The following is a 25,206-nucleotide window of genomic DNA, read 5'->3' as shown; positions in this document are numbered from 1 at the left end:
GTGCCATTTCGCTTGATGCGATACACGATGCCTTCAAATTCACCATGCACCTCAAAATTGCGTTGCACGAAATCGATCACAGTCTTTCCTGATAGATTTTTCATCTTTTCCACCTTATTTAAAACTATTTTATGATGCTTTCACAAGCATCCCCCACTAACAAAATAACCAAAAACCGGATTCAGCCAAGAACAACTTAGCACGTAGTGACAATATAATGTGAGTACGTGCTTTGTTGTTGTGGGGGATATGCGGGAAATAGGTTTTATAGGGTCCATAAGACCTATAAGTCCTATATAAATCTTGACTAAGAGAAGCTGGGTAAAGAAATAGAGATGATACGAAAAATGATAAGGAAATTTATATGCAGTCTAAGCATTTGATAATGGGAACGGCGGGGCATGTGGATCATGGGAAGACATCTTTGATAAGGGCGATGACGGGTTATGATTGCGATACGCATCAGCAGGAAAAACAGCGGGGGATCACCATCAATCTGGGGTTCACGAATCTGGGTTTGCCTTCGGGTAATACTGTGGGGATCGTGGATGTACCCGGTCATGCAGATTTTATCAATACCATGGTCTCTGGAGCCTGTGGGATAGATTTTGTGCTTTTGATCATCGCTGCTGATGAAGGCATTATGCCGCAAACCCGAGAACATTTACAAATTATGGAATTATTGGGAATAAGCAAGGGAATAATTGTTTTGAATAAGATAGATCTTGTCGATGAAGAGCTGGTAGAACTGGCAGAGGAAGAAGTTATGGAATTTGTCGAAGGCACCTTTATGGAATCAGCAAAAGTGATCAAGGTTTCGAGTTTGGATCATTCCGGGATAGGAGAATTGATAGAAGAAATAGATTCTTATGTAAACGAAATACCCGAGCGTAGTACGGATGGCTTTTTCAGGATGTATATCGACCGGATATTCACGGTGGAAGGTTTTGGATCAATTGTGAATGGCTCGGTTCTTTCTGGCAAAATAGTTAGTAATGCAACGCTGTATTTACAACCGGGAGGGCGTCAGGTGCGTATTCGCCGCATAGAGCGTCATGGCAGTGAGACTGACAATGTGCAGGCAGGAGATCGGGCAGCGTTGAATCTAGTGGGATTTAAGCAGAAAGAATTTTCAAGAGGCACGCTGCTTTCGGAAAATCTGATCAAGCCAATAATCTGATAGATGTGAAGCTGAAGCTTTTTAGTGGAGAGCGGAAACTGGGTATTTGGAATCAGTTGATATTTTTGATGGGTACCGTGAAGCAGATGGTGCGCGTTCATCTGCTTGATAAAGATTCCTTAAGTGGTGGAGATGAAGGACTGGCACAGATATATCTTCCCCGAGAGATAGTTCCCGTGATCGGGGACAAATTTATTTTGCGGCTTTCATCAGGTGATCTCACACTGGGTGGTGGCGAGATAATTGACCCGTATCCCCTGCATCACCGCAGGCGTCGCTCGCAGCAGATTGAGATAGTGAAGAAGCTTTCCAGTGGTGATCTGGCAGAGATCATTGCAGCTGAAGTAAGGAAAAACGTGTTGCCGATCTCGCTGGATCAAATAGCAGAGATGATCAATCAGAAGGTGGATAATCTCACTGATATTGTGTATTCCAGTCTGGCGGGTGATATAGCATTTTTCCAAAGTGAAAAGCAGATAATACTGCTGATGACCAGACAGAAGACAGCACTTAAGAATAAGATATTAAATAGTATCCGATTATTTATTCAGCAGAATCCACTGGCAGATGAAGGGCGCAGTTTTCAGGAACTGATGGGTATATTTGGCGAAGAGCGTAATGATGTAACGCGGGAAGCTTTGATGTTGCTGCTGGAAGAGATGGAAACTGATCTGCAATTGCGCCGGGCAGGGAAAACCTGGGTGCTGTATAGTCACAGTGTACAATTGGATCCAGAATTTAACCGTAAGGTGCAGGTGATCATGAAGCATCTGCTTGATTGCGGATTTGCTGTACCTTTGATGACAGGGATAACGGAAATTGCAAAGGAAAACGGGATTCAGGAAAAAGAGCTGAAGCTGATATTGCAGCAACTGGTACGTCAGGAAGAGATAATTCATTATCAGAGCGTATATGTTCACAGCCAGATAGTTAAACAGGCGCAGGCAAAACTAATCAGTTTTTTGAAGCAGCATGAAGAAGGAATTGCCTTAGGTCAGTTTCGGGACTTGCTGAATACAAACCGTAAAATGACAACCCTGCTTTTGGAATATTTTGATAAGAAAAATATAACAGTGCGCAAGGGCGATGTACGCCAGTTCACGATGCAGTATAAAAGATATCTGGAGAGTTGAAGGTTAAAAAAAATATTGAGTTAAGATGCGAATGTCCCGATTTATAGCGAACTTAAGATTTTTTATTGAGATGTGTATTCAATCCTACAATTAAATAACATCTACGAAGTAAATATAGAAATTTGACTGTAGAATGAGACTGTTCAATATAACTAAATGAAAATTATAATGAATAGTAATTTTTAGCAGAAAAAAGTGCACATATCATCATATTTGTCAATTTTTGTGAAATTGACAAATTCCCTGAAAGGGAATAACTATAATAGCCCCGGGTTGTTGTATTTCGACAACCTGGGGTCAAATTGACCACCCTCACCTTCCCCTCCCCCAAACACCGGCGCAGCCGGTGTTTGGGGGAGGGCGGTGGCTTTTGGCATCAACCCCAGGTAGTCACTTCGTGCCGACCTGGGGCTATTATAGTGAATCCCCTTCAGGGATAAATTAACCATAAAGATTGAACAGTCTCTGTAGAATGGGTACCTACCCAAGGGGATATTTATTGACAAATAATGAAGAATATTTCCTAATCGGAATGATTAAATGCTGATATTTATAAGATAGTATAAATAAGACAAGATGTGACGTCAATTGTAATTGTATTAGATTACGTTGGGAAAGAATATTTGCGGATCAGAAGAAAAGAATATAACAAAGAGATGGTAATATGAAAATTATAATAAAGCTAATGCTAATAACGGTGTTATTAATCACTTTAATTTCCTGTAATCTTGGTATTGGAGATGGAGAGCCTGATAAAGATTTAGGTGACAGGATCTTGTTACTAAATGCCGATGGTACTGAAGATCATTTTTTTGGCAGATATTGCCAAGGTGAAAGTGGTACAGGTTATGATGCCTATTATGGGATTATACAATTTTTTAATGACAACCGTCATTTTCTTTTAAGTAATAGAAAACTAATGATATTTGATGCTGAGATTTACGAACTTGATTTTGTTCTTGAAGATATTGACTTAGATTTTAATAGCACAGGTATGACTGGTAATCTATCTGAAAGAGCTTGTATTAATTATGATGACAGCTTAATGGCATTTACATCTGGACAGTGTTTATATTATTTGGAAATGGAAACAAAAGAGTATTTTCAGATAACCGATAGTGGCAGGGATTATTATCCGGCTTTCAGTCTTGATAATAAGGTTTTTTTCTGTCGTATGGATAGCACTGGATCAAGTTGCAAATTGATGAGTATTTATCCTGATGGTACTGGTTTAGAGGAACATTGTTCATTTGATGAGAAACTTTCGCGGATTTTGCCTGGTCAGGTAGATAGGAATATGGTTTTCATAGTGAAAGGGAATTCATATTTTTACCAGTATGATCGTGAAACAGATCAACTTGATTATTTATGCGAGATACCTAATGACTGTGGAAAAGTAGTAGATAGGAGTAATGATGATAATTTTTTTAGTTTTAATCAGACTCAAACTTATCTGTATGTAATTGATGATGAAACATTGTATAGTTTTCCTGAAATTGATAATAAAAATAACGCTAAAATTATGCCTGATGGAGAGTCTATAGTTGTACATTACTTCTATTCTAATCAGGAATTATTATATTTCGATTTTAAATCTAATACTTTTACTTATCAAATTCAATTAGAACACGGTAGCTTACCAGCTATAACTAATATAATTGACATATCAAATGATGGGCAGAGAATTGCAGTAATAACACATCTTCTGAACGATTAATTTTATAGATGGGGCAAAAATGACGGACTATAAATATTTAATTTTAGTAATATTATCTGCAATCATCTTGAATTCCTGTCTTTTTGCACCGGAAGGGGAAGGGGAAGAGGATGTGCCAACTTATACAGATAGTGTGATAGTTATGAATATTGATGGGACAGAGCAGGAAGTATTTTCGTGTATGCGGGGATATCCGGTAGCTATGAATGATAATAAGCGCTTTATAGTATGTAATGAGGATCTGCTTATCTGGGATATGGAAACCCATAATTCAACAAAATATCTGACATGGATTGAAGTTGATTATCTAAAATATCTTGATGGTATTGAGACAATTGGAGTCAGTTATGATGATAATTACATAGCTTTCACTTCAGATAATTCACTGTACTGTTTTGATCTGGAAAATAATGAATATGAACAGATAACAAGCGGTAGTCATGATGAATTTCCCAAATTTGGAATAGATAACAGAATATATTTTTCCAGAAAGGACAATGAAAATGATAATTATATGCTGATGAGCATAGAAAAAGACGGGAGTGATCTTCAGCAAATATGCCTAAGCGAAGAGATGATCACTCATATTTTTCCTGGACAAGCTGACAGCAGTGTAGTCTATTTCGTTAGTGATAGATTACATTTCAATAAGGTTCTTATAGGAACTGGAATTTCCACGTTGCTGCATGAGCAACCTGATGAAATAAGTATTATTGGCAGAAGTAATGACGATCAATATTTTAGTTTCTCTCGTGGTTATCAGCAAAATTATTTGTACGATACTGTTTCAGAATTTACGCAAATATACTTGTCTTCACCCCTTTCGAATAATACAGTATCGAAAATATTACCTAATCAAAAAATTGCACTAACTAAAACGCGTTATGGCTCAGCAGTTCTGAAACAATGGAGTATTGATGAAGACACACAAATTGGTGAAGATATTATTATAGAAAACACAAGAGAAAGTGGAGAGAGAATATTCTGCTTCACTCCCAATGGTGAGAAAGTAATATTTATACACATTATTAGAGTAAATTAGGAGGAGATAATGATTAAGAATACTTATATAGCTATATTGTTATTATTTTCAGTATTTGTGTTTGCAGATTGGCCAAATCAAATAGGACCAGAACATTACCAATTTCCAGATAGCGTTCATTTGCGTTGGTCTAATACAAATAAATAACCCATACGGGGTAAATGTCTTGGTGTGGGGTCGTTATTTTGCTATGCAATATAAAAGATATCTGGAGAGTTGATGTGTAGGTCAATCATCCCTGATTGACATATCAAAAAGACTTAATCAAGGATGATTAAGCTACATGCAATCCTCAAAATCCTTGACAGGTGTGAGATAAAAAATGATTTATGACATCATAAAAGCTGGAGGTCTGAAAAGCCGTATAAGTTATTGATTTTTGTTTTGATTTACGAGAATTGAAATATGTTAATAACGGAGGCGTAATGGATAATATCCAAGGTCAGAGTTCCAGCTTAATTATTTATCAGATACCGGTTCTGAAATTGGAAAAAATCAATTAACAGGGAAGTAATCAACAATAAGAGAGCTCTATTATTTATTTTTTTACGATGGAGGTAAAGATGAAAAAACTTAATTTGTGTATCCTAGTCTTAGCATTAGTTATGATGAATGTGTTATTTTCTGACGTGCGTCATTTGATCGTGATGCCCGAGGGCTTTACGGAGCAGGCAGAAGAATTGGCAGATTATTTTGAAGAAGAATACGGGATAGAACGGGAGTTGCATGAAATTGGTGCAATAATCGAAGGAGCGGATGATCCAGCAGAGGCGTTGCATGATTATCTGGAAACTTATTTTTCTCAGCCGGGAGTTGATATGACAGGCAGCAGCGTTTTGCTGCTGGGCAGTGGTACTCAGGATTGGTGGAACGGATCGGAAAGGAACCTGATACCTGTATTTCTGGTAAATAATTTTATCAGTGATGCTGGATTTGTAAACTTTGATGGAATATCGGGTGCTGAAGTAGCAATTGGCAGAATACCGGCAGTAAATGATGAAGAACTGACTACTTATCTGGATAATTATTATCCTTATTTGGAAGGTGAAAATGCAGGATTATGGCAGCGTAAGCTATTAATCACCGCTGATGATGAAATTCGTAATAATCAAATTGAGGGTGCTGAACCTAATAGTCAAATGAATCACAGTGTGAGAGGTGATTACCTGGCAAATTCAATAACTTCAAATTATATAAGCCAAAAAGTATATGGAATAGATTTTGAGGCTGACATTAATGGCGAAAAACCGGAAGCCAGGCAGGCAATAATTGAGAGTTTGAATAATGGAATGAATCTCTGGTGCTATACGGGTCAGGGAAGCATGTATACATTGGGAGATGAGGACTATTTCAGGCTGGAAGATATTGCTTTGCTTACAAATGAGAGCCAACGTGGGTTTATGTTTACTGCCACCTGCTATACAGGAAATTTTGGTCAAGGATATGAGTGCATGGGAGAAGCACTGCTTTTTAATGAATCAGGAGGGATAATTGGCGGTATCCTGCCGTCTGCCGTTACTACAGCTTCAAGTAATAATTTATTTGGCTGTAATTTACTGCCGTTATTGTATGATGAAGGGATGAGTTGGGGAGAAGCCTTGATGGTAAGCCAGGTAGAAAGTGGGGCTTCAATCATGAACAGTTTGAAATATAACCTGCTGGGTGATCCTCTTGGTAAGATAAACAGTGGGATATGTGGAGCTTTGAGTCTTGATCCCGAGGTTAGTGTGATCATACCAGGGGAAGAAACGCTATTGGGTTGGAATTGTGGGGCAGGATATCAGGAAGTGTTGTTTGGGGTACAGGAAGCCAGCCATTATATAGAATACACAAACACTCTGGAAGGAATAACATATAACTACAGTGGATATAGACCGGGAGAGATCGTCTATATAGAAGTTGCTGATGTTATAGATGACCGAGCAGAAATAGAAGCTATATTACCGTTGGAAGCAGAAACCGGAGATGATGGAAGGATATTATGTAACACTCAAAATATCACAGGTAACGCAGAATTCTGGTTTAGTAGTGAAATCCAAATAGGAGAATCAGGAAATAGCGGTGATGAAATTCCGTCAAAGAACAAATTGAGTAATTATCCCAATCCCTTTAATCCTACGACTACTATCAGATATTACCTGCCGGAAGGGGGGAATAGTGAACTATCAATTTATAATATCAAAGGTAATCTGGTAAAAAAACTTGTAAACTGGTCTGAATCAGATGGTTGGCATGAGCATGTATGGGATGGCAGAGATCAGTCAGGCAGGTCAACTTCAAGCGGTATTTATATAATCAAGCTGATAAATGAAGACCAATCACTTAGTCGAAAAATCAGTCTGATCAAATGAAAACTATGGACAGAGAAAGTAAAGGAGGAGAAATGGTAATAAGTAAAAAAACTAAGAAACAGGTGAAGTATGAATAAAGAAAGAAAATTGATACTGATGATTGTGGGGATGATGCTGACGGCATTATGGTCAGCTCCGCCGGCACCCGGGAGCAGATGGCAGAATGATATGTCCTTTAGTGGTGTATCAGAGAAATACAGCCATTATAATAACGATCGTGATCGTAATCTACCGGATAGTATTCTGGTATTGCGCTGCCAGTTCAGTGACGTGAGCATTGACCTTGATCCAGGGTATCCACCAGGAGAACCTGACACTTTACCGCATGATGACGCCTATTTTGAAAGGTTTATGTTTCATTTAAGTGCCTACTGGAATGATGCTTCAGCGGGGAATTATCAATTAACAGAAGATAATTACACTCTTTATCCAGAAGTATTTACCTTGCAGCATGAGATGGGATATTATGGTGATGATGATCTGAGTACTGAACGGGTGAGTGAGATGATAGTGGAACTTCTGGATATGGGTGACATTGCGATAGATTATTCTGCTTATGACAGCTTTATCATCTTTCATGCCGGAGCAGGTCAGGAAGCAGACCTCAGCGGAGCAAATACAGCGGATCTGTGGACTACATTTGTGAGTAGGAGGACATTGCAGGCAGGACTTGATCCTGAGAATGATGACTTCCCAGGGTTGGAATATGATGGTGTGGTGCTTAAGGAATTTGTGATCGTGCCAGAGACTGAGCGTCAGCCTGATATTCAGGAAAATGATCCATTATTTGGTGTATTAGGGGTACTTTGTCATGAGTTTGGGCGTCTAATAGGATTACCCACTTTATACGATAATCAGTCATCTAACGGTAAGTCTGCGGGAATAGGAAATTATGGAGTGATGGGAACTGGATTATGGAATGCAGCAGGCTACGTGCCTCCTTTACCAGTTGCCTGGTGCCGTATTTATATGGGCTGGTCAGATTATGAGACAATAGATAGTTTTACTGAGGCAGCAGAACTTACTTATCCGATGAATATAGATTCTGAGATACCCAAAATTTATAAAGTATTGATAAACGAGGATGAATATTTCCTATTAGAGAATCGGCAGCAGAACTCTGATGGCAGTATATTCGTAAATTCAGAGGGTGATTCGCTGGCAACTTTCAGCTTTGAGATAGTTGATGGACAGCAGTATTATGAAGAGGGTCATCCTTATGCCGGGCAGCCATATTTTGATTTTATGAATAATACTTATGCCGGTTGTGAATGGGATTTTTATCTTCCGGGCTATGGAGAAGGTGACGCACTGAGTCAGGATGGATCAGGAATTTGTATCTGGCATGTGGATGAGATCGTGATGCGGGAGAAATTTAATCTGGAAGAAGAGATCAATGTGCCCAATGGTGAAGAAGAGCATAAGGCAATTGATCTGGAAGAAGCAGATCACGATCAGGGACTTGATCTTTATGGCTATTACGGGTATAAAGACGATACATATAGAGCTGGTAATAATGACTATTTTGGTTATGTGGAATATAACGGGCTTCCCTGGAATCCTACGGCTGAGAGTTATTATGGCGGAATCCAGCTGGAGATATATGATATCAGTGAATCAGCCGATGTGATGAATTTTAGTGTAGCTTATGAATGGTCGCTTGATACTGGCTATGTGGGGATAAATACTTTGCCAGCAGCATTTCTGGATTTTGGTGATGGGATAAAAAAGCTTTTCTATCCTATGCCGGATGGTAATGTATATCTTTGGGAAAATGATGCTATTATCGCTGAAGAGAATATTCCGCGGGATAGTATTCCAGAATGCTGGGCATGGCTGGAAAGTAGTAAAAAAATAATAATTCCTGCAATGATAGGTGATGTGGCATCATTACATGTTCTGGATGAGAATCTGGAAACTACCGGTCAGTTACTTTTTAATAATTATAACTGGGGGGCTCCACCACTGGTGATAACAGATGAAACCGGAGAGGAAATTATTGTACTGGCATTAAACAGTGCTCTGGATGATAATAACAAGATAGAGCTCTATGACAGTGATCTGAATGAGATCGAATACTTCAATATCGCATCATATCAGATATGCGGAAATATGATGTATGATGGAGAATTGCATATTCCAGCGAGAGATAGTAATGAATTTGTGATATACAGGATAGATCTGGAAAATTATACTCTTAACTGGGAAGCGACTTTTAATACTGAGCTCGAACTTAATAACGGAATATTGGCAGAATTCGAGGAAGATGGCGAGAAAAGGATGATCTTCACCACTAATGATTCTTTACTGGTGCAATTCAAAGAGACAGCTCCTTCCTACACATTTGAGAAAGAAATACCCTTACCATTTATTTGTGATTCATATCCCAGTTATGGTGATCTGGATAATAATGGTGTAAGAGAATTATTATATGGTGGAGAAAACAACTTTATCGCCATTGATGAAACGGGAAATATCTATCAGTCATCAGATGAGCTAACTGTGCAGGATTCCAGTGGGATATATGCTGGAGTAGTACCAGTAGATATTAATGGAGATGGAAAACCTGAAGTAGTGGGAATGATGAGCCAAAACAGGTTTTGTATCTGGGAAAATTATAATGATAATGATTTCAGGTTGATGCGAAATTACCCGGTAACTCATGGTCATCGCAGCAGATTGTATCCTATATTTAATGAGAATACGATTTATCTTCCTTCCGATAACGGTAAGATATTTAGAGACACTGATCACCAGATAGCACAGGATGATCATCCAGTGGCATATTGTGATCTGGGACGGACAGCATATTTACCATGGGAAGCACTGGTGAATGAACATGAGACGGTATCATTATTTGTGGAAGATGAGACATATATCTATCCTAATCCTTATAGCACAGTGTATAGTAGCACTATCATTGGTGGAAAGGAAGAAGTTGGAAAAATAGGTGTACGGATTATGTTATCAGAGAGTGAAAATACCCAGATATGGGTATATGATATTGCCGGTAATCAGATAGAAAGTGGAGAATTATTTCTTACTGCTTATAATGCAGGAGTATATCTGATAGATGTAAGTGGATATTCCAGCGGAGTTTATGTGGCAAGGGTTAAAGCTGGTAATGAACAGAAAATATTAAAATTTGGCATAGAGAAATAAGCGGAGGATAAATGAAGAAGATAGGATTAATAATCATCCTGCTGACGGTAATGGTTTTACTTCAAGCAGATGTTGATGGCAGTAAAGGGTTTCAGATGTTAAGAATACTCAATAATCCGGCAACGGCAGGACAGGGTGGCAATGGAGCGATTAATTCCAGTTCCGGCTTTTCCTTTTTGGATAATGCGGCAGCACCATTAATGCAGAATGGTAAAGCAGTGAGTTTTTGTCAAAACCTGTGGCTTTTTGATACTAAAATGAGCAATATCGGCTATCGAAACAGTATGGGCAAATCAAGTTTTGGTTATTCCATGCGTTATCTGGATTATGGTGAAATAGAGCGCTATACTAATAATGGAGAAAATATCGGCAGCTATCAGCCAATGGATATGGCAATTACTTTTAATTATGGTTACAGGATCGCAGCCAGTCACTATCTGGGAGTAAATATCACGGGATTGTATGAGAAGATAGATACCTCCTCGAGCACAGGAGTATCTGGAGATGTGGGTTATATTTACCTGACTCCATTTAAGGATATCCGGGTTATGGCGGGAGTGAAGAATTTTGGCAAAACATCAAAAATGGATCAGGAAGATATTGAATTACCACTTACGATTGATCTCATCTTAAGTAAAGATTTTTCGATCCAGGCTAATCGACTTACAACCGAATTTAAATTAACAAAAGATATAGATAATGATCAGCTGAAAGGTTCATTGGGAATAGAAGCCAATTTATATGAGAGCCTTTTCTTGCGGACTGGTTATAAATTTGGTTATGATCTGGAAAGCATAAGTGCAGGATTTGGAGTAAAATTATCTCGCTTCACAATTGATTATGCTTATGTACCAGTCAGCGAAGAACTTGAAGACGTTCATCTGCTTGGATTAAGCTGTCATTTTAGATAAAGAGGCAAATGAAAAGAATTGTTATTCTGCTTTTGGCAATATTGCCAGTATTTATTGCAGCTCAGAATTTCACTCCCGGTGAATTGCTGATAAAAACCAGTTATCCCCATGTATTGGAGCGTAATGCACTGGGATTAGATGAACTTGACCGCTTTTTGACGGATCAAGGGTTATTGAGTATCTCCCCTGTCAGTAATAAGGCAGAGAATAGCTATTTTACTGTCAGGTTTTCTGAACCTTTAGATATGGATAATCTTGATAATCTGCATTTTGAGGGTGTGGAATATATTCAACCCAATTATTTAAATGATTTTTTGGTCTATCCTGATGATCCGCTACTATTTGAACAGTATCTGGATTTGATCAATATACCGTCAGCCTGGAATATTACAACCGGCAGGAAAGAGATACTTGTAGCAGTAGTAGATTCCGGGATTCACAGTGATCATCCTGATCTGCAGAAAAACCTTTATATCAATCAATTTGAGATACCCGAAGATATCTTTGATGAGATTGACAGTGATCAGAATAATGAAGTTTCAAATCTGGAACTGCTTTCCTGGTTTGAATCAGAGGATTATGACTTTGATAATGACGGCAATATAACTCATCAGGACATAATTGCAGAACAATCTCCCATAATAGATAATATTGATAACGATGAAAATGGATATATTGATGATATCTGGGGTTGGGATTTCACCGATGCCGGAGAACTGGCAAATATTGCCTCTGGTGACTACCTTATACAGGATAATGATCCTGAAGATGAATATAATCATGGGACTCATGTTGCTGGGATAATTGGAGCTACACCGAATAATGAACAAGGTATTTCAGGAGTCTGCTGGAATGTGAGTATTCTTGCAATTCGGGCAGGATTTAAGACAGCTGATGGACTTTCGGGAGTACTTCAGGATGATGATGCATCTGCAGGGATAATCTATGCTGCAGATATGGGAGCTGATGTGATCAATCTCTCCTGGGGTGATTATGTGTACTCTCCCATTATTGCTGATGCCTGTGAATATGCTTATAATTGTGGTAGTATCGTGGTAGTTAGTGCTGGAAATACGGCATCATACGGCTTAATGTATCCTGCCAGGCTGGCACACACAATCTCTGTGGGGGCAGTGGATGATCAGGGTGAACGTTACTGGCAGTCCAGTTATGGAGAATACCTTGATATAATGGCACCGGGAGTGAACGTGATAAGCTGCTTTGATATTGAAGAGCCCTTTTATGAGAATATGAGCGGTACTTCCATGAGTGCTCCTTATATCAGTGGAGTGATAGCCCTATTACTTTCAAGAGAGCCCGATCTTAGTTTTGAAGAAATACGCGCTAGACTGGCATACTCAGCCTATGATATGGGTGAAACTGGTAAGGATATTTATTATGGTAATGGACTTTTAAATGCCTACGCTTTTTTACAAATCCAGAATACACCCTTAATAGAAATAAATTATCCATTTGATAATCTGGGAATCAGTAGCAGTGTGAGTATTATGGGTACCGTGACAGCCCCTGATTTTTCCCGATATTGCGTGATGTTTACTCAGCAGGAATCACCAACTTCTCTGGACTGGCTTTCAGTGGAATATCCCCATGAAAATTCACCTTCCTGGCATAATCAGGAAGTGATCGATGGTGAACTTGCCTGGTTTGAAATTCCTGATGAAGATGGTGAGTGCATAGTGAAAATTGAAGTTGTAACAATTTCCAACCAGCATTATGAATATTTAATAAATATTAATATTGATCAAACTCCACCAGTACTGCAGGAATCAGAAACTATGATCCAGCAGCGATTTGAGGGAGAGAATCTGGTAAATTATTTGAAATTGAAATACGATGAACCAGTAGATTTGGAAGTGATCATGGAAAGCGGGGAATCATCACCTTTTACGCTTTATTCAATAGGTCAGGATAGTCTTCATTATCTAAAACTGCCAGTTCTGCAGCAGCCTGGATCGTATAATGCAGTTATCAATGCCACTAATACCAGCTTTCTTGAAACTACTTCCACAGTGCCGGCAATCCTGCCAGTAAGTAGATACTGCATTGATTATAGTTCCTGGGAATATAATAGTTCCGGGTCTGCCCTGGTGTGTCTACCCAAACCGCTGGATCTTGATGGGGATGGATTATACAATGACATAATTGGTATGCATTTGGATGAAGAATTGAATCGCACTATTTCAATTTGGGAGGATAATGGGACAAGCTTGCAGCAAAGAAGAGTAATTTCAGGATTTGCTGCTAATTTCTGGCCCCACAGCTGGGGAAACGTAATAGGAGATAATTTTGAAATAGTGGGTGTGGAGGCGAACTCTGCTGCGGTATATAGTGTATCTGGAGCGTATGCAAATCTCAATTGGACTTTAAATAATTGCTATGGTGGGTCATTTGTAGATTATAATGGAGATGGGATTGATGATCTGGTTTTAATCCAGAATGTCACATTGGGAAATATTACTTATCGTGTGTTGGGACTTCACAGGAAATTTGGTAATTCCTGGCAGACCGTGCAGATCATTTATAATGAAACAGAGACTTATAGTAAAAACGAATTTCTTAATAAAGTGGAATGTGCTGATCTGGATGAAGACGGTAGAATGGATATCATTTCCTGTGATAATGATGGTGATGTGATGATCTTTGAACAGTCTGGGGAGAACCAGTTATTCTATGAAGTTTGGAACCAGCGGACGCCTGTGAGAGATGCTGACTATCTGGTAAGTGGAAATTTTAGAGGAGCAGATAATACAGATTTTTGCGTAGGTGCCTGGAATTATAATTCTGGTAATGACTCTAAAACTTTTAGCTGTTTTGTCTTTTTTTCTTTTTCAGGAATTGATGATAATTATATCGCCACAGATACTCTTTACTTTGACGAATATCGAGAAAAAAATGCCATTACTTGTTCAGACCTTGATGGAGATGGAGATGAAGAACTGATTTTTGCTTTAGATCCCAATCTTTATATTATTGATTATATAGATACTGACGGGGATGATATCAATGACAGCTATATGCCCATTTGGAATGGTTCATCTGATCAGGAATACCCTAATACGATTGCTGCAATACCTGCAATTAACGGGAATTATGGTCATATAATTGCTAATTCCTCAATATCTGGTGATCGAGAAGTCAATTATATTCAGCTTCGGGAAGAATTTACCGGTCCTCCTCCTGTTGAAGGATTTCAGCTTGAAATAATTGATGAGAATTCTGTTAATCTCACCTGGCTGCCAAATCTGGTTGCTGAATCTTTCCGGATATATCGCAAAGCACATTCTGAAAGTGACTGGCAGGAAATTCTGCTGGCAGAAACAACAGAGTGCAGCTATATTGATGATGATCTGCAGCAGGGTACTTCCTGGGATTACCGGCTAACAATATATAACAGTACTTATCAGCCAGAGGAAAGCCTACCTACATTCTGGCAGTCAGCAACTCCGGATTATCCCCCTGCTCTGGCAAAACCCGTTATAATGATCTCACCCTGGAATCTGGAAATTATCTTTGATCAACCTCTGGCAAACACTTCTGTAAATACCGGACATTTTCTGGTAAATAATGGTCTTGGCAGACCGGCATCCGTAAATACTACTGATCAAAAGAAAGGTTTGATCCTCACATTTCATCAGCAAATACCTGAGGATGATAATTATCAGATCGAGGTCAGTAATCTTGATTCAGAAAATGGGATAACATTGAGTAATGCAGTTTATGGTTTTGACTGGCAACCAGACACATGTGCTCCTCAGATTGTTTCTTCAGAAGTAATAGATCATGAAACTGTGATTGTTCATTTCAGTGAAGCCATAGATCAAAATGGGGCATCATCCCTTTCTAATTATCACCTGACCACCCCACTTGCAGACCCTGATAATTATATCCGTCTGATCACTGTAGAAGCGGAACAGGTTGTTATCTCTTTAGGTAAACCGATGCTTCCAAGCAATCAGCCATATTATCTCAAAATTAGTAATATCTCAGATCTGGCAGGTAATTTGATCAATAACCTGGGTAACAAAACATATTTCACCTTGACAGATAGAACACTTGAAAATATGGTAGCTTATCCTAATCCCTTTGAAACAGGAAAATATGAGGAGTTTAGATTTGCTTCTCTTCCTTTAGGTGAAAAAGGTGATTTGTGGATATATGATTTAACCGGAGCTTTGGTTTTTCACGCCAGTTTTGCACCCCGTACAGTACTGGAGAATTATTATTCCTGGAAAGGAGAAAATAATTCGGGCAACAGAGTATCATCCGGTATGTATTTTTATATAATGCAGATAGGTGGAAATAGACAGCGGGGAAAAATAGCAGTAATAAATTAGGCGCTTTGCCCAGGTAAGGAGAAAAAATGATATCAATGGACTGGAAAAAGCGGTTACGCACAGATTCAGATGATTTCTTCAAGAATAAAATCCCCGAGGGTTTTTATGATATTGAAATTGTATATAATGCGTATCCTTTGAGGGTCAACAATAAAATACCCAATGAGGTAATTGCCTTTGTAGGTAAACAGATAGCATCAAAAATTGCTAACCATCCCGAAGAGTATATTGAATTTTATAACTATATCTTTGATCATAAGGGTGAGACAGGAAAAACTATATTTGCCTATATTATGACCCGAGCATTACAAAAATCTCCCGAGACATTTTTTCCTTATCTGGAAAAGAAGCTTTTCATTCTCAAAGATGTGAGACTGGCTACTCTGATTGTTGATAAAGCGATCAGTCCCTTAGTTCGCAAAGATCCTGTCAGATATCAAAATATCATTATCAACTGGGCAAAAAATGATCATCCGAGCCTTACAATCTCCATGCAAAGGATTATAACGCGTATCATGCAGACTCACCCTGAGAACATACCTGAAATTTTTCATCACCTGGAATCTGGCTGGCTGAATGCCGGTGAACCAATGATAAAACTGAATATTGCAGCGCTTAAATCTATTTATAAGATCAATCCTGATTTTTATTTTGAGATCTACAGCCATTATCAAAATACGCGTGAACCTATTTTTGCTGAGATACTTACGAGTGCAATAATGGATTATCATCCAGATATAGAAACAGCAGTTATGCACTGGTCTCAAAGTGGTAATATCCGCTTAAAGAAATTTGGTCTGCACGCCCTGAAGGTACTTAAGAAAAAGAGGAAATAAAGTAATGGCAAATTATATCACTAAAGACGGAATGCAGAGGCTTCGCAGACGGGTTCAAGAACTGATAGATGCAAGGGCAGAGATCATAAAACAGGTAGTGGTAGCCCGTGAAATGGGTGATTTAAGCGAAAATGCTGAATATCATGCTGCTCGTGAAAAACAGCGTGATATTGAAAATGAATATAATAATCTTAGCAAGAGAATGGGTATTCTGATTGTGATCGATCACGATAACCTTTCCAAGGATACTGCCCGTTTTGGTGCCAGGGTATGTATGCAGAATCTTGATAATAACGAAAATATTTATCTGCAACTGGTTGGTGGGGACGAAGTATTTAAAAGTGATGATGATTATGAAAGGACTTCAATTCTATCTCCCAGAGGAAAAGCAGTTATCGGGAAAAAAGTGGGTGATATCATTGAGGTCAAAGCGCCTAAAGGCACTTTTAGATTCAAGATCATTTCAATAAAATAACCATATATAGAGGATTTAATATGAAAAAAACTAAAGATATCCAAAAAGACCTAACTTATTCAAGGCAAAATTTCTGGAAGGAATTCAGTTCGGAAAAAGGAGATGCTTTCGCATTAGCGGATGAATATAAGCATTTTCTCGATAAATGTAAAACAGAACGGGAATGTACTGATTTTTATCAGAAACTGCTTCCGGATTTGGGTTATGCTGAACTAAGTGATGGCGTGAAATCTAAGAAATATTACCGTACCTCAAAAGCAAAAAATGTTGCCATTGCCCAGAAAGGTAAATTGCCTGTAAGTGCTGGTGTAAATCTTATTGTTTCTCACATTGATGCCCCCAGAGTAGATTTCAAGCAGTCACCACTGGCAGAAGACAGTGCCAGCGGATTAGGAATTATCAAAACCCATTATTATGGTGGAGTGAAAAAATATCAATGGATGTCGACACCTCTGGCAATTCATGGTGTGATCATTCGTAGAGACGGAACTAAGGTAGATATTTGCATTGGTGAGGTAGATGATGATCCTGTGTTTGTGATGCCTGACCTGCTGCCTCATTTAGCCAGAAAAATCCAATATAATGAAAAACTGGCTACTGCTGTAAAAGCAGAACATATGCAGATAGTATTTAATTCTATTCCTTTCATCGATCCTGAAGATAAGGATGTAAAAGAAGCTGTGAAACTTAATGCTCTGGTAATGCTGAATAAAAAATATGGTATCAGAGAAGAAGATTTTCTGAGTGCAGAGCTGGAAATAGTGCCTGCTGGAAAAGCTCGAGATGCTGGTTTAGACAGCTCCATGGTTCTTGCCTATGGTCAGGATGACCGCATTTGTGCTTTCACTTCAGCCCGTGCAATCACCGATATTACTGATGCTGATTTCCAGAAAACAGCAATAGTATTCCTGGCAGATAAAGAAGAGATTGGTTCCGAAGGCAATTCAGGAGCCAAGTCAGCTTTCATTATAGATTTTATTGCTGACCTTCTGGCAGCCAGTGGCGAGAAAAATGACAGTGTAACTTTGCGTAAGACACTCCTGAACAGTCAGATACTCTCTGCCGATGTGAATGCGGCAATTAATCCTAATTATCCTTCTGTACATGAAAAGCAGAATGCTGTTCATCTGGGTTGTGGAGTAGGAATTGCTAAATTTACCGGTTCCGGTGGCAAGGGTGGTTCTAATGATGCTAATGCAGAATTTAATGCCCAGGTCTTCAGGATATTCAATGAGGGCGGAGTCTGCTGGCAATCAGGTGCCTTAGGCAAGGTTGACGAAGGCGGCGGGGGAACAATAGCCAAATTCATGGCAGAATATGGTGCTGAAGTGATTGATTGCGGACCTGGTGTTCTGGGAATGCATTCGCTCTATGAACTCACCAGCAAAGCAGATATTTATTCATCTTACAAAGCTTATAAAGTATTTTTTCTTAAAGGTTAAATAATTGATCTGGCGGGATGATATCACCCTGCCATTTTATGGAGATTATATGTTAAAAAAAATCTGGATTCCTGCATTACTGATCATATTATTACTGCTTTCTGCCTGTTCATCCACAAAAGCTATTCAGCAGATGAGCCCCGAAAAAGCAAAACAAACAGCGGATAATTTCTTTGCTCGGGGAAAATATAAAAAAGCTACCCCTTACTATCAGAAGATCATCAATGAAAGCAGCACAATTCTTCTGGCAGATGCTCAAATGCGTCTTGCTGACTGCTTCTTTTTTCGAAAGGAATATATCGATGCCAGATTTGAGTATGAAGAATTTATTCGCCAGTTCAACGACCATCCTCAGGTAGCTCGTGTTTTTTTTCAGATCGGGATTTGCTATTACAAACTCTCGCTTGATGCTCATTATGACCAGGATGAAACCTTTTCTGCGATAGATGCTTTTACAGAATATATTGATAGATTCCCTTTTGATGAAAACAAAAAAGAAGCCGTTGAATATATCAAAGAGTGCCGTTACAAGCTGCTGGAAAAGAAATATCATAATGGATATGCCTATTATAAACTATCTGATTTTCCTTCTGCTCTGCTTTATTTCAATGAGATCATCCAGTTAAATAATCATGATGAATTAGATAAAAAAGCGATTTTCTATTCGGCAAAGATGTATCTCTATCGCAAAGACCTGGAAAATACTGATCTGATGCTGGCAAAGCTTAACCAGAAATATCCTGATGACAAGAAAACTGAAATTATCCAGCATAAAAGGGATAAACTGGCTAAAAAGCTGGAAGAATGAAAATAGGACTGCTGGGCGGTTCTTTTAATCCCATTCATAATGGGCATATAAAAATTGCTCAGGCTGTTATTGAAAGCCGGATCGTACAACAGGTCTGGTTTATTCCCTCCTACATTCACCCCCTGAAAGATCACAAAGGAAATGCTGATTTTGACCAGCGACTTGATCTGATCAGAAAAGCGATTATTGATTTACCCTACCTCAAAGTTAAAGATTATGAAAAACGCTCCTCTGACCCCAGTTACACCCAAAGACTTATGCAATTCCTGTATAAAAGCTATCCACAGCACGAATTCATCTTCATCATCGGTTATGATATAATCCCGGAACTAAATAGATGGTATAAATATTCCTGGCTGAAAGATAATATCGAATTTTTGATAGTTACCCGCACAATTGATCAGGATATATCCCTTGCCAGTGATCTGAAGCATCATCAATTCCTGAATATTCCCCCTATTGACATATCTTCCACCCAAATCAGGAACCTGCTTGCTCATGGAAAATCTATCCACGAGCTTGTCCCCGAAAATATAGAACCAGAGGTTTATAAAATCTACTCAGGAACTACTGACCATTGCTCGTAGTTCCCAGATAGGTTAAGCTCAATCTTTTCTTATCAGTATATATCCGCGTAATCCGCCCAATCTGTGTTCTATTCTTCTTTAACGGATCACTGTCACCTTTGTCTGATATATATATTCTTCAGCGGTTTTCATTCGCACAAAATATACTCCACTGCTTACCTGCTTACCATTATCATCACACAAATTCCATTCTACTGAATTCATTTTACATTTTACATTTTCAATTTTCAATTTACGAAGTTTCTGCCCTTTAATATTAAATATCTCAATACTGATATCATCTGAATTCTCTCCCAGCCATAATATTTTGGCATTGCCATCACGCAGATTTCCTGCTATCAAGGGATTAGGATAGATTATCAGTTCATCAGGGAGCACTGAAATCTCATCTGAACTATTTTCGGTTCCCTGCCATTCTACTGCTCCCATATCAATTCCGTTGCCATATATCCGCGGATTGCCATAAACATCAGTCTCAGGAAGTTCTATCCCTTCTGGTAAATTAAGAGTTCCGGCATCTATTACCGGTGAATTATCCAATGGACTATAAACTTCATCCAGCATCGGATTACAATCCAGATTACCATCCAGCCAGTTAAGAACAGTATCTCCCTGATGTACTATTCCTGTTTCTCCTCCCTGCAGAAGACTGTGTGATATAGTTGCAGTGCTGGGTCGATCATTACCATTTGTATCAAGATTCAGTTGTGTTCCCACATTTCCATAGACAATCGAATTATAGAAATTTATCTCTCCACCCTGATAAGCCTTGGCAAAAGCGTGATTATTAAAAGGCACAATGCTGTTATTCATTAATGTACAATTAATAAAATTAGTTACTGCATAACAAGTGGCAACTGGTCCATAATTCCACATCCTCAGGATACTTTCTATGGAGTTATCAACCTGAAGATAGTTTATAACATTTAATACAGGTAGATCTTCAGTTTCAGTATAATTATCATTGGTAATAAATGTTGCCTGGCTGTTTCTGCATATAGTATTTTTTACAAAACTGCGATTACCAGGAATTGGAAAGTATCCCAAAAAACCGGATTCTGAATTTTCAATTATTATATTTGATATTTCAAAGTCAATTCTTGAGGCTAAAATACCCAATTTCGGAACAGCGCTGTCAAATCTTAAACTATCCATTATTACACTTCTGATCGGGTCTTCAGTAAAATCCCAGAATCTTAGATCAGGATTGCTTTGACCTCCTCCTATTCCACCAGTAAAAGTTATATTTTTTATACTATAATTATATCCTCCATTCATATCATAAATGTAATTCGCAGAAGTTTCCCTGTCCAGAAACACCTCATCTCTTGAAGTACCGACAATGCTTACATATTCCCGCATATTCAAAGGAAAATATTGTTCATTTAGAGACGGGCTGTAATAACCGGGAAGTAAGTGAACTGTATTAGGACTATCAGGATTAGAAACGCATAAAGTGATAGCACTGGCTATAGTTTTTTTGGGTTCTTCGGGATTTAGTCCACTATTTGCATCATCACCATCCGGAGATACATAAAAGTCTGCATCAATAAAATCATAATAGCAATGCTGCGATTCGATTACTAGATGTTCATCCGGATCAATATATGTATTACTACCTCCACTCTGATAAATAAAATACCGGTCTGGTTCTTCAAAGCTAAGTGTATCTGCATAGATATATAAAGTATCGGGATTATCCGGATCTATTCCCCTCCCCATCATACAGGCATAGGCTGCATAATTGCCATAGATATTACATAGATTATATGGATCAAATTCTAATGTCGTACCGGTTTGTTTTGATATTCCGCCAGCAGCACCATAAGCATAATTAAACCTTATGGTCGTTCCAGATAGATAAATATATGCACCATAACTTAAAAAAATTCCTCCCCCACCCCTATTTGCTTTATTATATTCTATTATACAGTTTTTTACTTCCAATCGTGCACCATAATTGCCATAAACAAATATGCCACCACCGTCACCACTAGCAATAGTCATATAATGTCCTGAACCATTGGTGATAGTAAATCCGCATAAAAGAGTCCCTTCACCTTCTGCTCTTTTTACAATAATACAACTATCTTCCAGATTACCATCAATAATTGTTTCCCTGATATAATGCCTTTCACCGGTCGTAAGATTTAAGCTGCCCAGGGCAATAGTATGATTATTATAATCCACATTCTCATAATACCTGCCCGGATAAACCAGCACTGTATCACCATTCACACTGGCATCCACTCCTTCCTGGATAGATGTGTAATCACCGGTACCTTCAATATCAACTATGATTGTAGTCCCCTGCAATATCCCAATCAAAACCAGACCAATAAATAAGATAAAATACTTCTTCATAATTATATCCTTATAACCCGGGAACTACGAGCTCCAGCTCGTTGAGTATTTTCTCATAAAAAGCTATTCGTCGTAGTTCCCGTTTCTTAAATTAGCAGGCGTTATTCATAATTCTACGAGCTGGAACTCGTAGTTCCCAGAAATATACGTCTCTCGATATCATTTCATCAAAACCGCTTTCCCAGTATAAACCTGTTGACCAATCTGCATTCGGATAAAATACACTCCGCTACTTACCTGATTTCCTTTATCATCTTTGCCCTGCCAGACCACTGAATGTTCTCCAGTAGATACAACAGTATTAACCAGTTTTCTCACTTTTTGCCCTTTAATATTGTAAATCGTAATCTCTGTGTTCTCTGTGCTCTCTGTGGTAAAAAATTCTATTGTCAGTTCCGGATTAAAGGGATTGGGATAACAAGTAAGCACTTTCTTCGGTTCAGGAACTTCTTCTCCTAATTCAAGTGATACTATCTGATACAGCTTTCTTCTGTCAGTAAATATACTCCCATCTTTCCGTTGTCCACCCTCAATAACTACTTTATAATCGACTTTTGATGGTACAACTCTGCCACTGGCAGTAACAATTTCTATCTCCTGACCTTGTGGTTCTTCCATGATATAAGCTCTGATTTCCAGAAGTGAATCCACATCAACCACTTCTGCTCCCTTGCAAACACCATCAATATAAACAGCTATCTCATCAGGCTTTTCTTCACCCAGTTCCACGAATATTGACTGATAATCAAGCTCTTCTTCATAGGAAAAGTATTGAGTTTCCTTTCTTTCATAATCTCCACCTGATGTCCCGAATGTCCGCCAGTAGAATGAGAAATCACTACTCGCATTAGTATATAATTCCAGCATATCTCCATAATATAATGTAGGACCTCCTGGCGGGTAGGACCCAAACCATTCTCCATGAATTTTATACAAAGACCAGTCATGGGTTTTTATTGCTGTAAGACTATCTAAGGTCGTTTCATAAAAAGCGTCCATCACGTTCATCTTATATGGCACAAAATACCCTACCCAGTTCACATCACCTGCTTCCGTTGTAACTGTCAGAGAAGTATTAAGTTCACATGAAAGTCCTCCGACTATCAAAGGATTGATCGGATCAAAATTATCTCTTATTTTTATTTTCAAACCATCTGTACTATTGAAACTATAATTTACTGAAGACCAATTATATTCTCCACTGAAGTAATTATAAATTCCTGTAAAATTGGGGCTTAATCCTATATCTCTTTCCTGCCATACAAAAATACTATCAGGTATCGTCGTCTCCAGAAATCTCTCAAACACTGTCGAAGCATATATCTGATCTCCATTATTTACACCATCAGAGCATGGCAGTTTCGGAAAGCTCATCCAGACAATGTCTCCGTCTTCATATTCCCATCTGTCCTGATCTTCATAGGCTGCATATCCGATACTAAGCCGTGATCCATCAGAATCCTGATCGTCTTCATCAAACAACCAGTTTTCAAAATCACCATCATTATCCGGATCACCGGCATCAATGCACGGTGAATCCCAGCAAAGATGATAAAGATCATCTCCAGATACAAAAGCCTCAGATGCAGTAGTTTCAAAATTGCCTTGATTGATTTGGGCTGGATATGGTTCCATATTATCATCATCTAAATGTCCACAATATCTTATTATATCATAATCATCAGCTTCATCATAAAAAGTCGATGTATCCAAAATTATACTATTACTGATATTTTTGTAGTTATTATCACTAATCGTTTGCGAAATTCCATGTTCCCTTTCATTTGAATCTTCACAAACATTATTTATAATAGTGCAGAAATTCATTTCTAACGATGAATAATCCAAATCAATTCCTGCCCCATCTCCACCGATATCAGATATCGTATTATCACAAATTAAAGAATTTATTACAGTTAGTACATCAACATATTCACTACTTAAATTTGATAAGTAGATTCCTCCATCGGAATTATTTCTGATGATGCTATTTCTAATTTCTAAATTATAACAAACTGCTTGTCCATGTATGAAAATACCACCAGCACCAAGGATATGACCGTTTAAGTTATCATTGATATTATTTTCTATTGTACAGGAATCTATGAGAATGTTCGCTCCTTTGTAAATTCTAATAGCTCCTCCTCCATTACCATTATTTACACAGTTTGCAATTATACAATTTCTAATTACTGTATCATTGCTTCCATAAGCAGAATTCCCTATTGTTATCCCGGCTGCATGTGCATAAGAATTTATATAGCAATCAGTAATAGTGAAACCATCTATTGTATATCCTTTAGGACCAGAAAGATGTATTCCATAATATGCATTATCTCCATCAATTATAGTCGTATCAATATAATTTTCATTTCCAGTAAAAAAATAATTACTACAAATGGTCAATGAGTCTGGTGCACCAGTGTTTATATAAATTTCCTCAAAATATGTCCCTGGTAAAATTAAGATTGTATCATTTTCTGCCAACGACTGGCAATTTATTGCTTCCTGTATAGTCTGAAATGCTTCTTCCGCACTTGTTCCATTACCTGATTGTGTTACGTTGCAATCAACGTACCAGGTATCGCAAAAAAGGAACGCAGGCAATAATACTATTGCCAATAAAATATAATATAGCTTATCCATATTTATCTCCTGCACATTCATTGTGCTTGTGTTTTTATTTGTCAAGCTGCCTGTTTATTCTGAGTGTTCAGTGTTCTATTCTTCTTTAACGGATCACTGTCACCTTTGTCTGATATATATATTCTTCAGCGGTTTTCATTCGCACAAAATATACTCCACTGCTTACCTGCTTACCATTATCATCACACAAATTCCAT

General features: G+C 38.2%; 16 protein-coding genes. 14 read left to right on the top strand and 2 right to left on the bottom strand.

Annotated elements, in window-relative coordinates; translation table 11 throughout:
* Nucleotides 1-364: 364 nt before the first annotated feature.
* The 14 genes from selB (at nt 365) to nadD (ending at nt 19,999) form a co-directional block, all read left to right on the top strand.
* Nucleotides 365-1,180, top strand: coding sequence for a selenocysteine-specific translation elongation factor (gene selB, locus RAO94_11790; protein MDP8323023.1), 816 nt, complete (start codon nt 365-367; stop codon nt 1,178-1,180).
* 5 nt (nt 1,181-1,185) lie between these two features.
* Nucleotides 1,186-2,313 carry a SelB C-terminal domain-containing protein gene (locus RAO94_11785; GenBank protein ID MDP8323022.1) on the top strand — a complete coding sequence of 376 codons (1,128 nt, stop codon included), beginning with the start codon at nt 1,186-1,188 and terminating at the stop codon, nt 2,311-2,313.
* A gap of 664 nt (nt 2,314-2,977) precedes the next feature.
* The gene (locus RAO94_11780; protein ID MDP8323021.1) at nt 2,978-4,030 is read left to right on the top strand and encodes a hypothetical protein; all 1,053 of its coding nucleotides are present in this window, start codon (nt 2,978-2,980) and stop codon (nt 4,028-4,030) included.
* Nucleotides 4,031-4,049: 19 nt separating this feature from the next.
* Nucleotides 4,050-5,072, top strand: coding sequence for a hypothetical protein (locus RAO94_11775; GenBank protein MDP8323020.1), 1,023 nt, complete (start codon nt 4,050-4,052; stop codon nt 5,070-5,072).
* A gap of 9 nt (nt 5,073-5,081) precedes the next feature.
* Nucleotides 5,082-5,219 carry a hypothetical protein gene (locus RAO94_11770; GenBank protein ID MDP8323019.1) on the top strand — a complete coding sequence of 46 codons (138 nt, stop codon included), beginning with the start codon at nt 5,082-5,084 and terminating at the stop codon, nt 5,217-5,219.
* 416 nt (nt 5,220-5,635) lie between these two features.
* Nucleotides 5,636-7,423 (top strand): C25 family cysteine peptidase, encoded by a 1,788-nt coding sequence (locus RAO94_11765; protein MDP8323018.1) that lies wholly within the window; start codon nt 5,636-5,638, stop codon nt 7,421-7,423.
* A 69-nt stretch (nt 7,424-7,492) separates the two neighbouring features.
* The gene (locus tag RAO94_11760; GenBank protein MDP8323017.1) at nt 7,493-10,585 is read left to right on the top strand and encodes a T9SS type A sorting domain-containing protein; all 3,093 of its coding nucleotides are present in this window, start codon (nt 7,493-7,495) and stop codon (nt 10,583-10,585) included.
* A gap of 11 nt (nt 10,586-10,596) precedes the next feature.
* Nucleotides 10,597-11,496: a PorV/PorQ family protein gene (locus tag RAO94_11755; protein ID MDP8323016.1), complete on the top strand. Its 900-nt coding sequence runs from the start codon at nt 10,597-10,599 to the stop codon at nt 11,494-11,496.
* Nucleotides 11,497-11,504: 8 nt separating this feature from the next.
* Complete coding sequence (locus tag RAO94_11750; GenBank protein MDP8323015.1) at nt 11,505-15,851, top strand: S8 family serine peptidase; 4,347 nt, start codon at nt 11,505-11,507, stop codon at nt 15,849-15,851.
* A 26-nt stretch (nt 15,852-15,877) separates the two neighbouring features.
* Nucleotides 15,878-16,687: a hypothetical protein gene (locus RAO94_11745; GenBank protein ID MDP8323014.1), complete on the top strand. Its 810-nt coding sequence runs from the start codon at nt 15,878-15,880 to the stop codon at nt 16,685-16,687.
* 4 nt (nt 16,688-16,691) lie between these two features.
* Nucleotides 16,692-17,162 (top strand): transcription elongation factor GreA, encoded by a 471-nt coding sequence (gene greA / locus RAO94_11740; GenBank protein MDP8323013.1) that lies wholly within the window; start codon nt 16,692-16,694, stop codon nt 17,160-17,162.
* A 20-nt stretch (nt 17,163-17,182) separates the two neighbouring features.
* Complete coding sequence (locus RAO94_11735) at nt 17,183-18,604, top strand: aminopeptidase (GenBank protein ID MDP8323012.1); 1,422 nt, start codon at nt 17,183-17,185, stop codon at nt 18,602-18,604.
* 49 nt (nt 18,605-18,653) lie between these two features.
* Entirely contained in the window at nt 18,654-19,412 is a 759-nt protein-coding gene (bamD, locus tag RAO94_11730) for an outer membrane protein assembly factor BamD (protein MDP8323011.1), read from the top strand.
* Nucleotides 19,409-19,999 (top strand): nicotinate (nicotinamide) nucleotide adenylyltransferase, encoded by a 591-nt coding sequence (nadD, locus tag RAO94_11725; GenBank protein MDP8323010.1) that lies wholly within the window; start codon nt 19,409-19,411, stop codon nt 19,997-19,999. The genes bamD and nadD overlap by 4 nt, the downstream gene beginning before the upstream one ends.
* Before the next feature lie 78 nt (nt 20,000-20,077).
* Here nadD and RAO94_11720 read toward each other — a convergent pair whose 3' ends face one another.
* On the bottom strand, nt 20,078-22,363 hold the full coding sequence (locus tag RAO94_11720; GenBank protein ID MDP8323009.1) for a choice-of-anchor Q domain-containing protein: 2,286 nt from the start codon (nt 22,361-22,363) through the stop codon (nt 20,078-20,080).
* Nucleotides 22,364-22,522: 159 nt separating this feature from the next.
* Complete coding sequence (locus RAO94_11715) at nt 22,523-25,009, bottom strand: FlgD immunoglobulin-like domain containing protein (protein MDP8323008.1); 2,487 nt, start codon at nt 25,007-25,009, stop codon at nt 22,523-22,525.
* Nucleotides 25,010-25,206: the final 197 nt, after the last annotated feature.

It is taken from the genome of Candidatus Stygibacter australis, assembly GCA_030765845.1.
In the GTDB taxonomy this organism is placed as follows: domain Bacteria; phylum Cloacimonadota; class Cloacimonadia; order Cloacimonadales; family TCS61; genus Stygibacter; species Stygibacter australis.
The sequence above is the reverse complement of the archived record's forward strand: the minus strand, read 5'-3'. Positions and strand labels throughout refer to the sequence as shown.

Coding starts and splice junctions, on each gene's coding strand:
- RAO94_11720 (MDP8323009.1), bottom strand. CDS start 22,363: ATGAAGAAGTATTTTATCTTATTTATTGGTCTGGTTTTGATTGGGATA.
- RAO94_11735 (MDP8323012.1), top strand. CDS start 17,183: ATGAAAAAAACTAAAGATATCCAAAAAGACCTAACTTATTCAAGGCAA.
- RAO94_11765 (MDP8323018.1), top strand. CDS start 5,636: ATGAAAAAACTTAATTTGTGTATCCTAGTCTTAGCATTAGTTATGATG.
- nadD (MDP8323010.1), top strand. CDS start 19,409: ATGAAAATAGGACTGCTGGGCGGTTCTTTTAATCCCATTCATAATGGG.
- RAO94_11745 (MDP8323014.1), top strand. CDS start 15,878: ATGATATCAATGGACTGGAAAAAGCGGTTACGCACAGATTCAGATGAT.
- greA (MDP8323013.1), top strand. CDS start 16,692: ATGGCAAATTATATCACTAAAGACGGAATGCAGAGGCTTCGCAGACGG.
- RAO94_11760 (MDP8323017.1), top strand. CDS start 7,493: ATGAATAAAGAAAGAAAATTGATACTGATGATTGTGGGGATGATGCTG.
- RAO94_11770 (MDP8323019.1), top strand. CDS start 5,082: ATGATTAAGAATACTTATATAGCTATATTGTTATTATTTTCAGTATTT.
- RAO94_11780 (MDP8323021.1), top strand. CDS start 2,978: ATGAAAATTATAATAAAGCTAATGCTAATAACGGTGTTATTAATCACT.
- selB (MDP8323023.1), top strand. CDS start 365: ATGCAGTCTAAGCATTTGATAATGGGAACGGCGGGGCATGTGGATCAT.
- RAO94_11755 (MDP8323016.1), top strand. CDS start 10,597: ATGAAGAAGATAGGATTAATAATCATCCTGCTGACGGTAATGGTTTTA.
- bamD (MDP8323011.1), top strand. CDS start 18,654: ATGTTAAAAAAAATCTGGATTCCTGCATTACTGATCATATTATTACTG.
- RAO94_11750 (MDP8323015.1), top strand. CDS start 11,505: ATGAAAAGAATTGTTATTCTGCTTTTGGCAATATTGCCAGTATTTATT.
- RAO94_11715 (MDP8323008.1), bottom strand. CDS start 25,009: ATGGATAAGCTATATTATATTTTATTGGCAATAGTATTATTGCCTGCG.
- RAO94_11775 (MDP8323020.1), top strand. CDS start 4,050: ATGACGGACTATAAATATTTAATTTTAGTAATATTATCTGCAATCATC.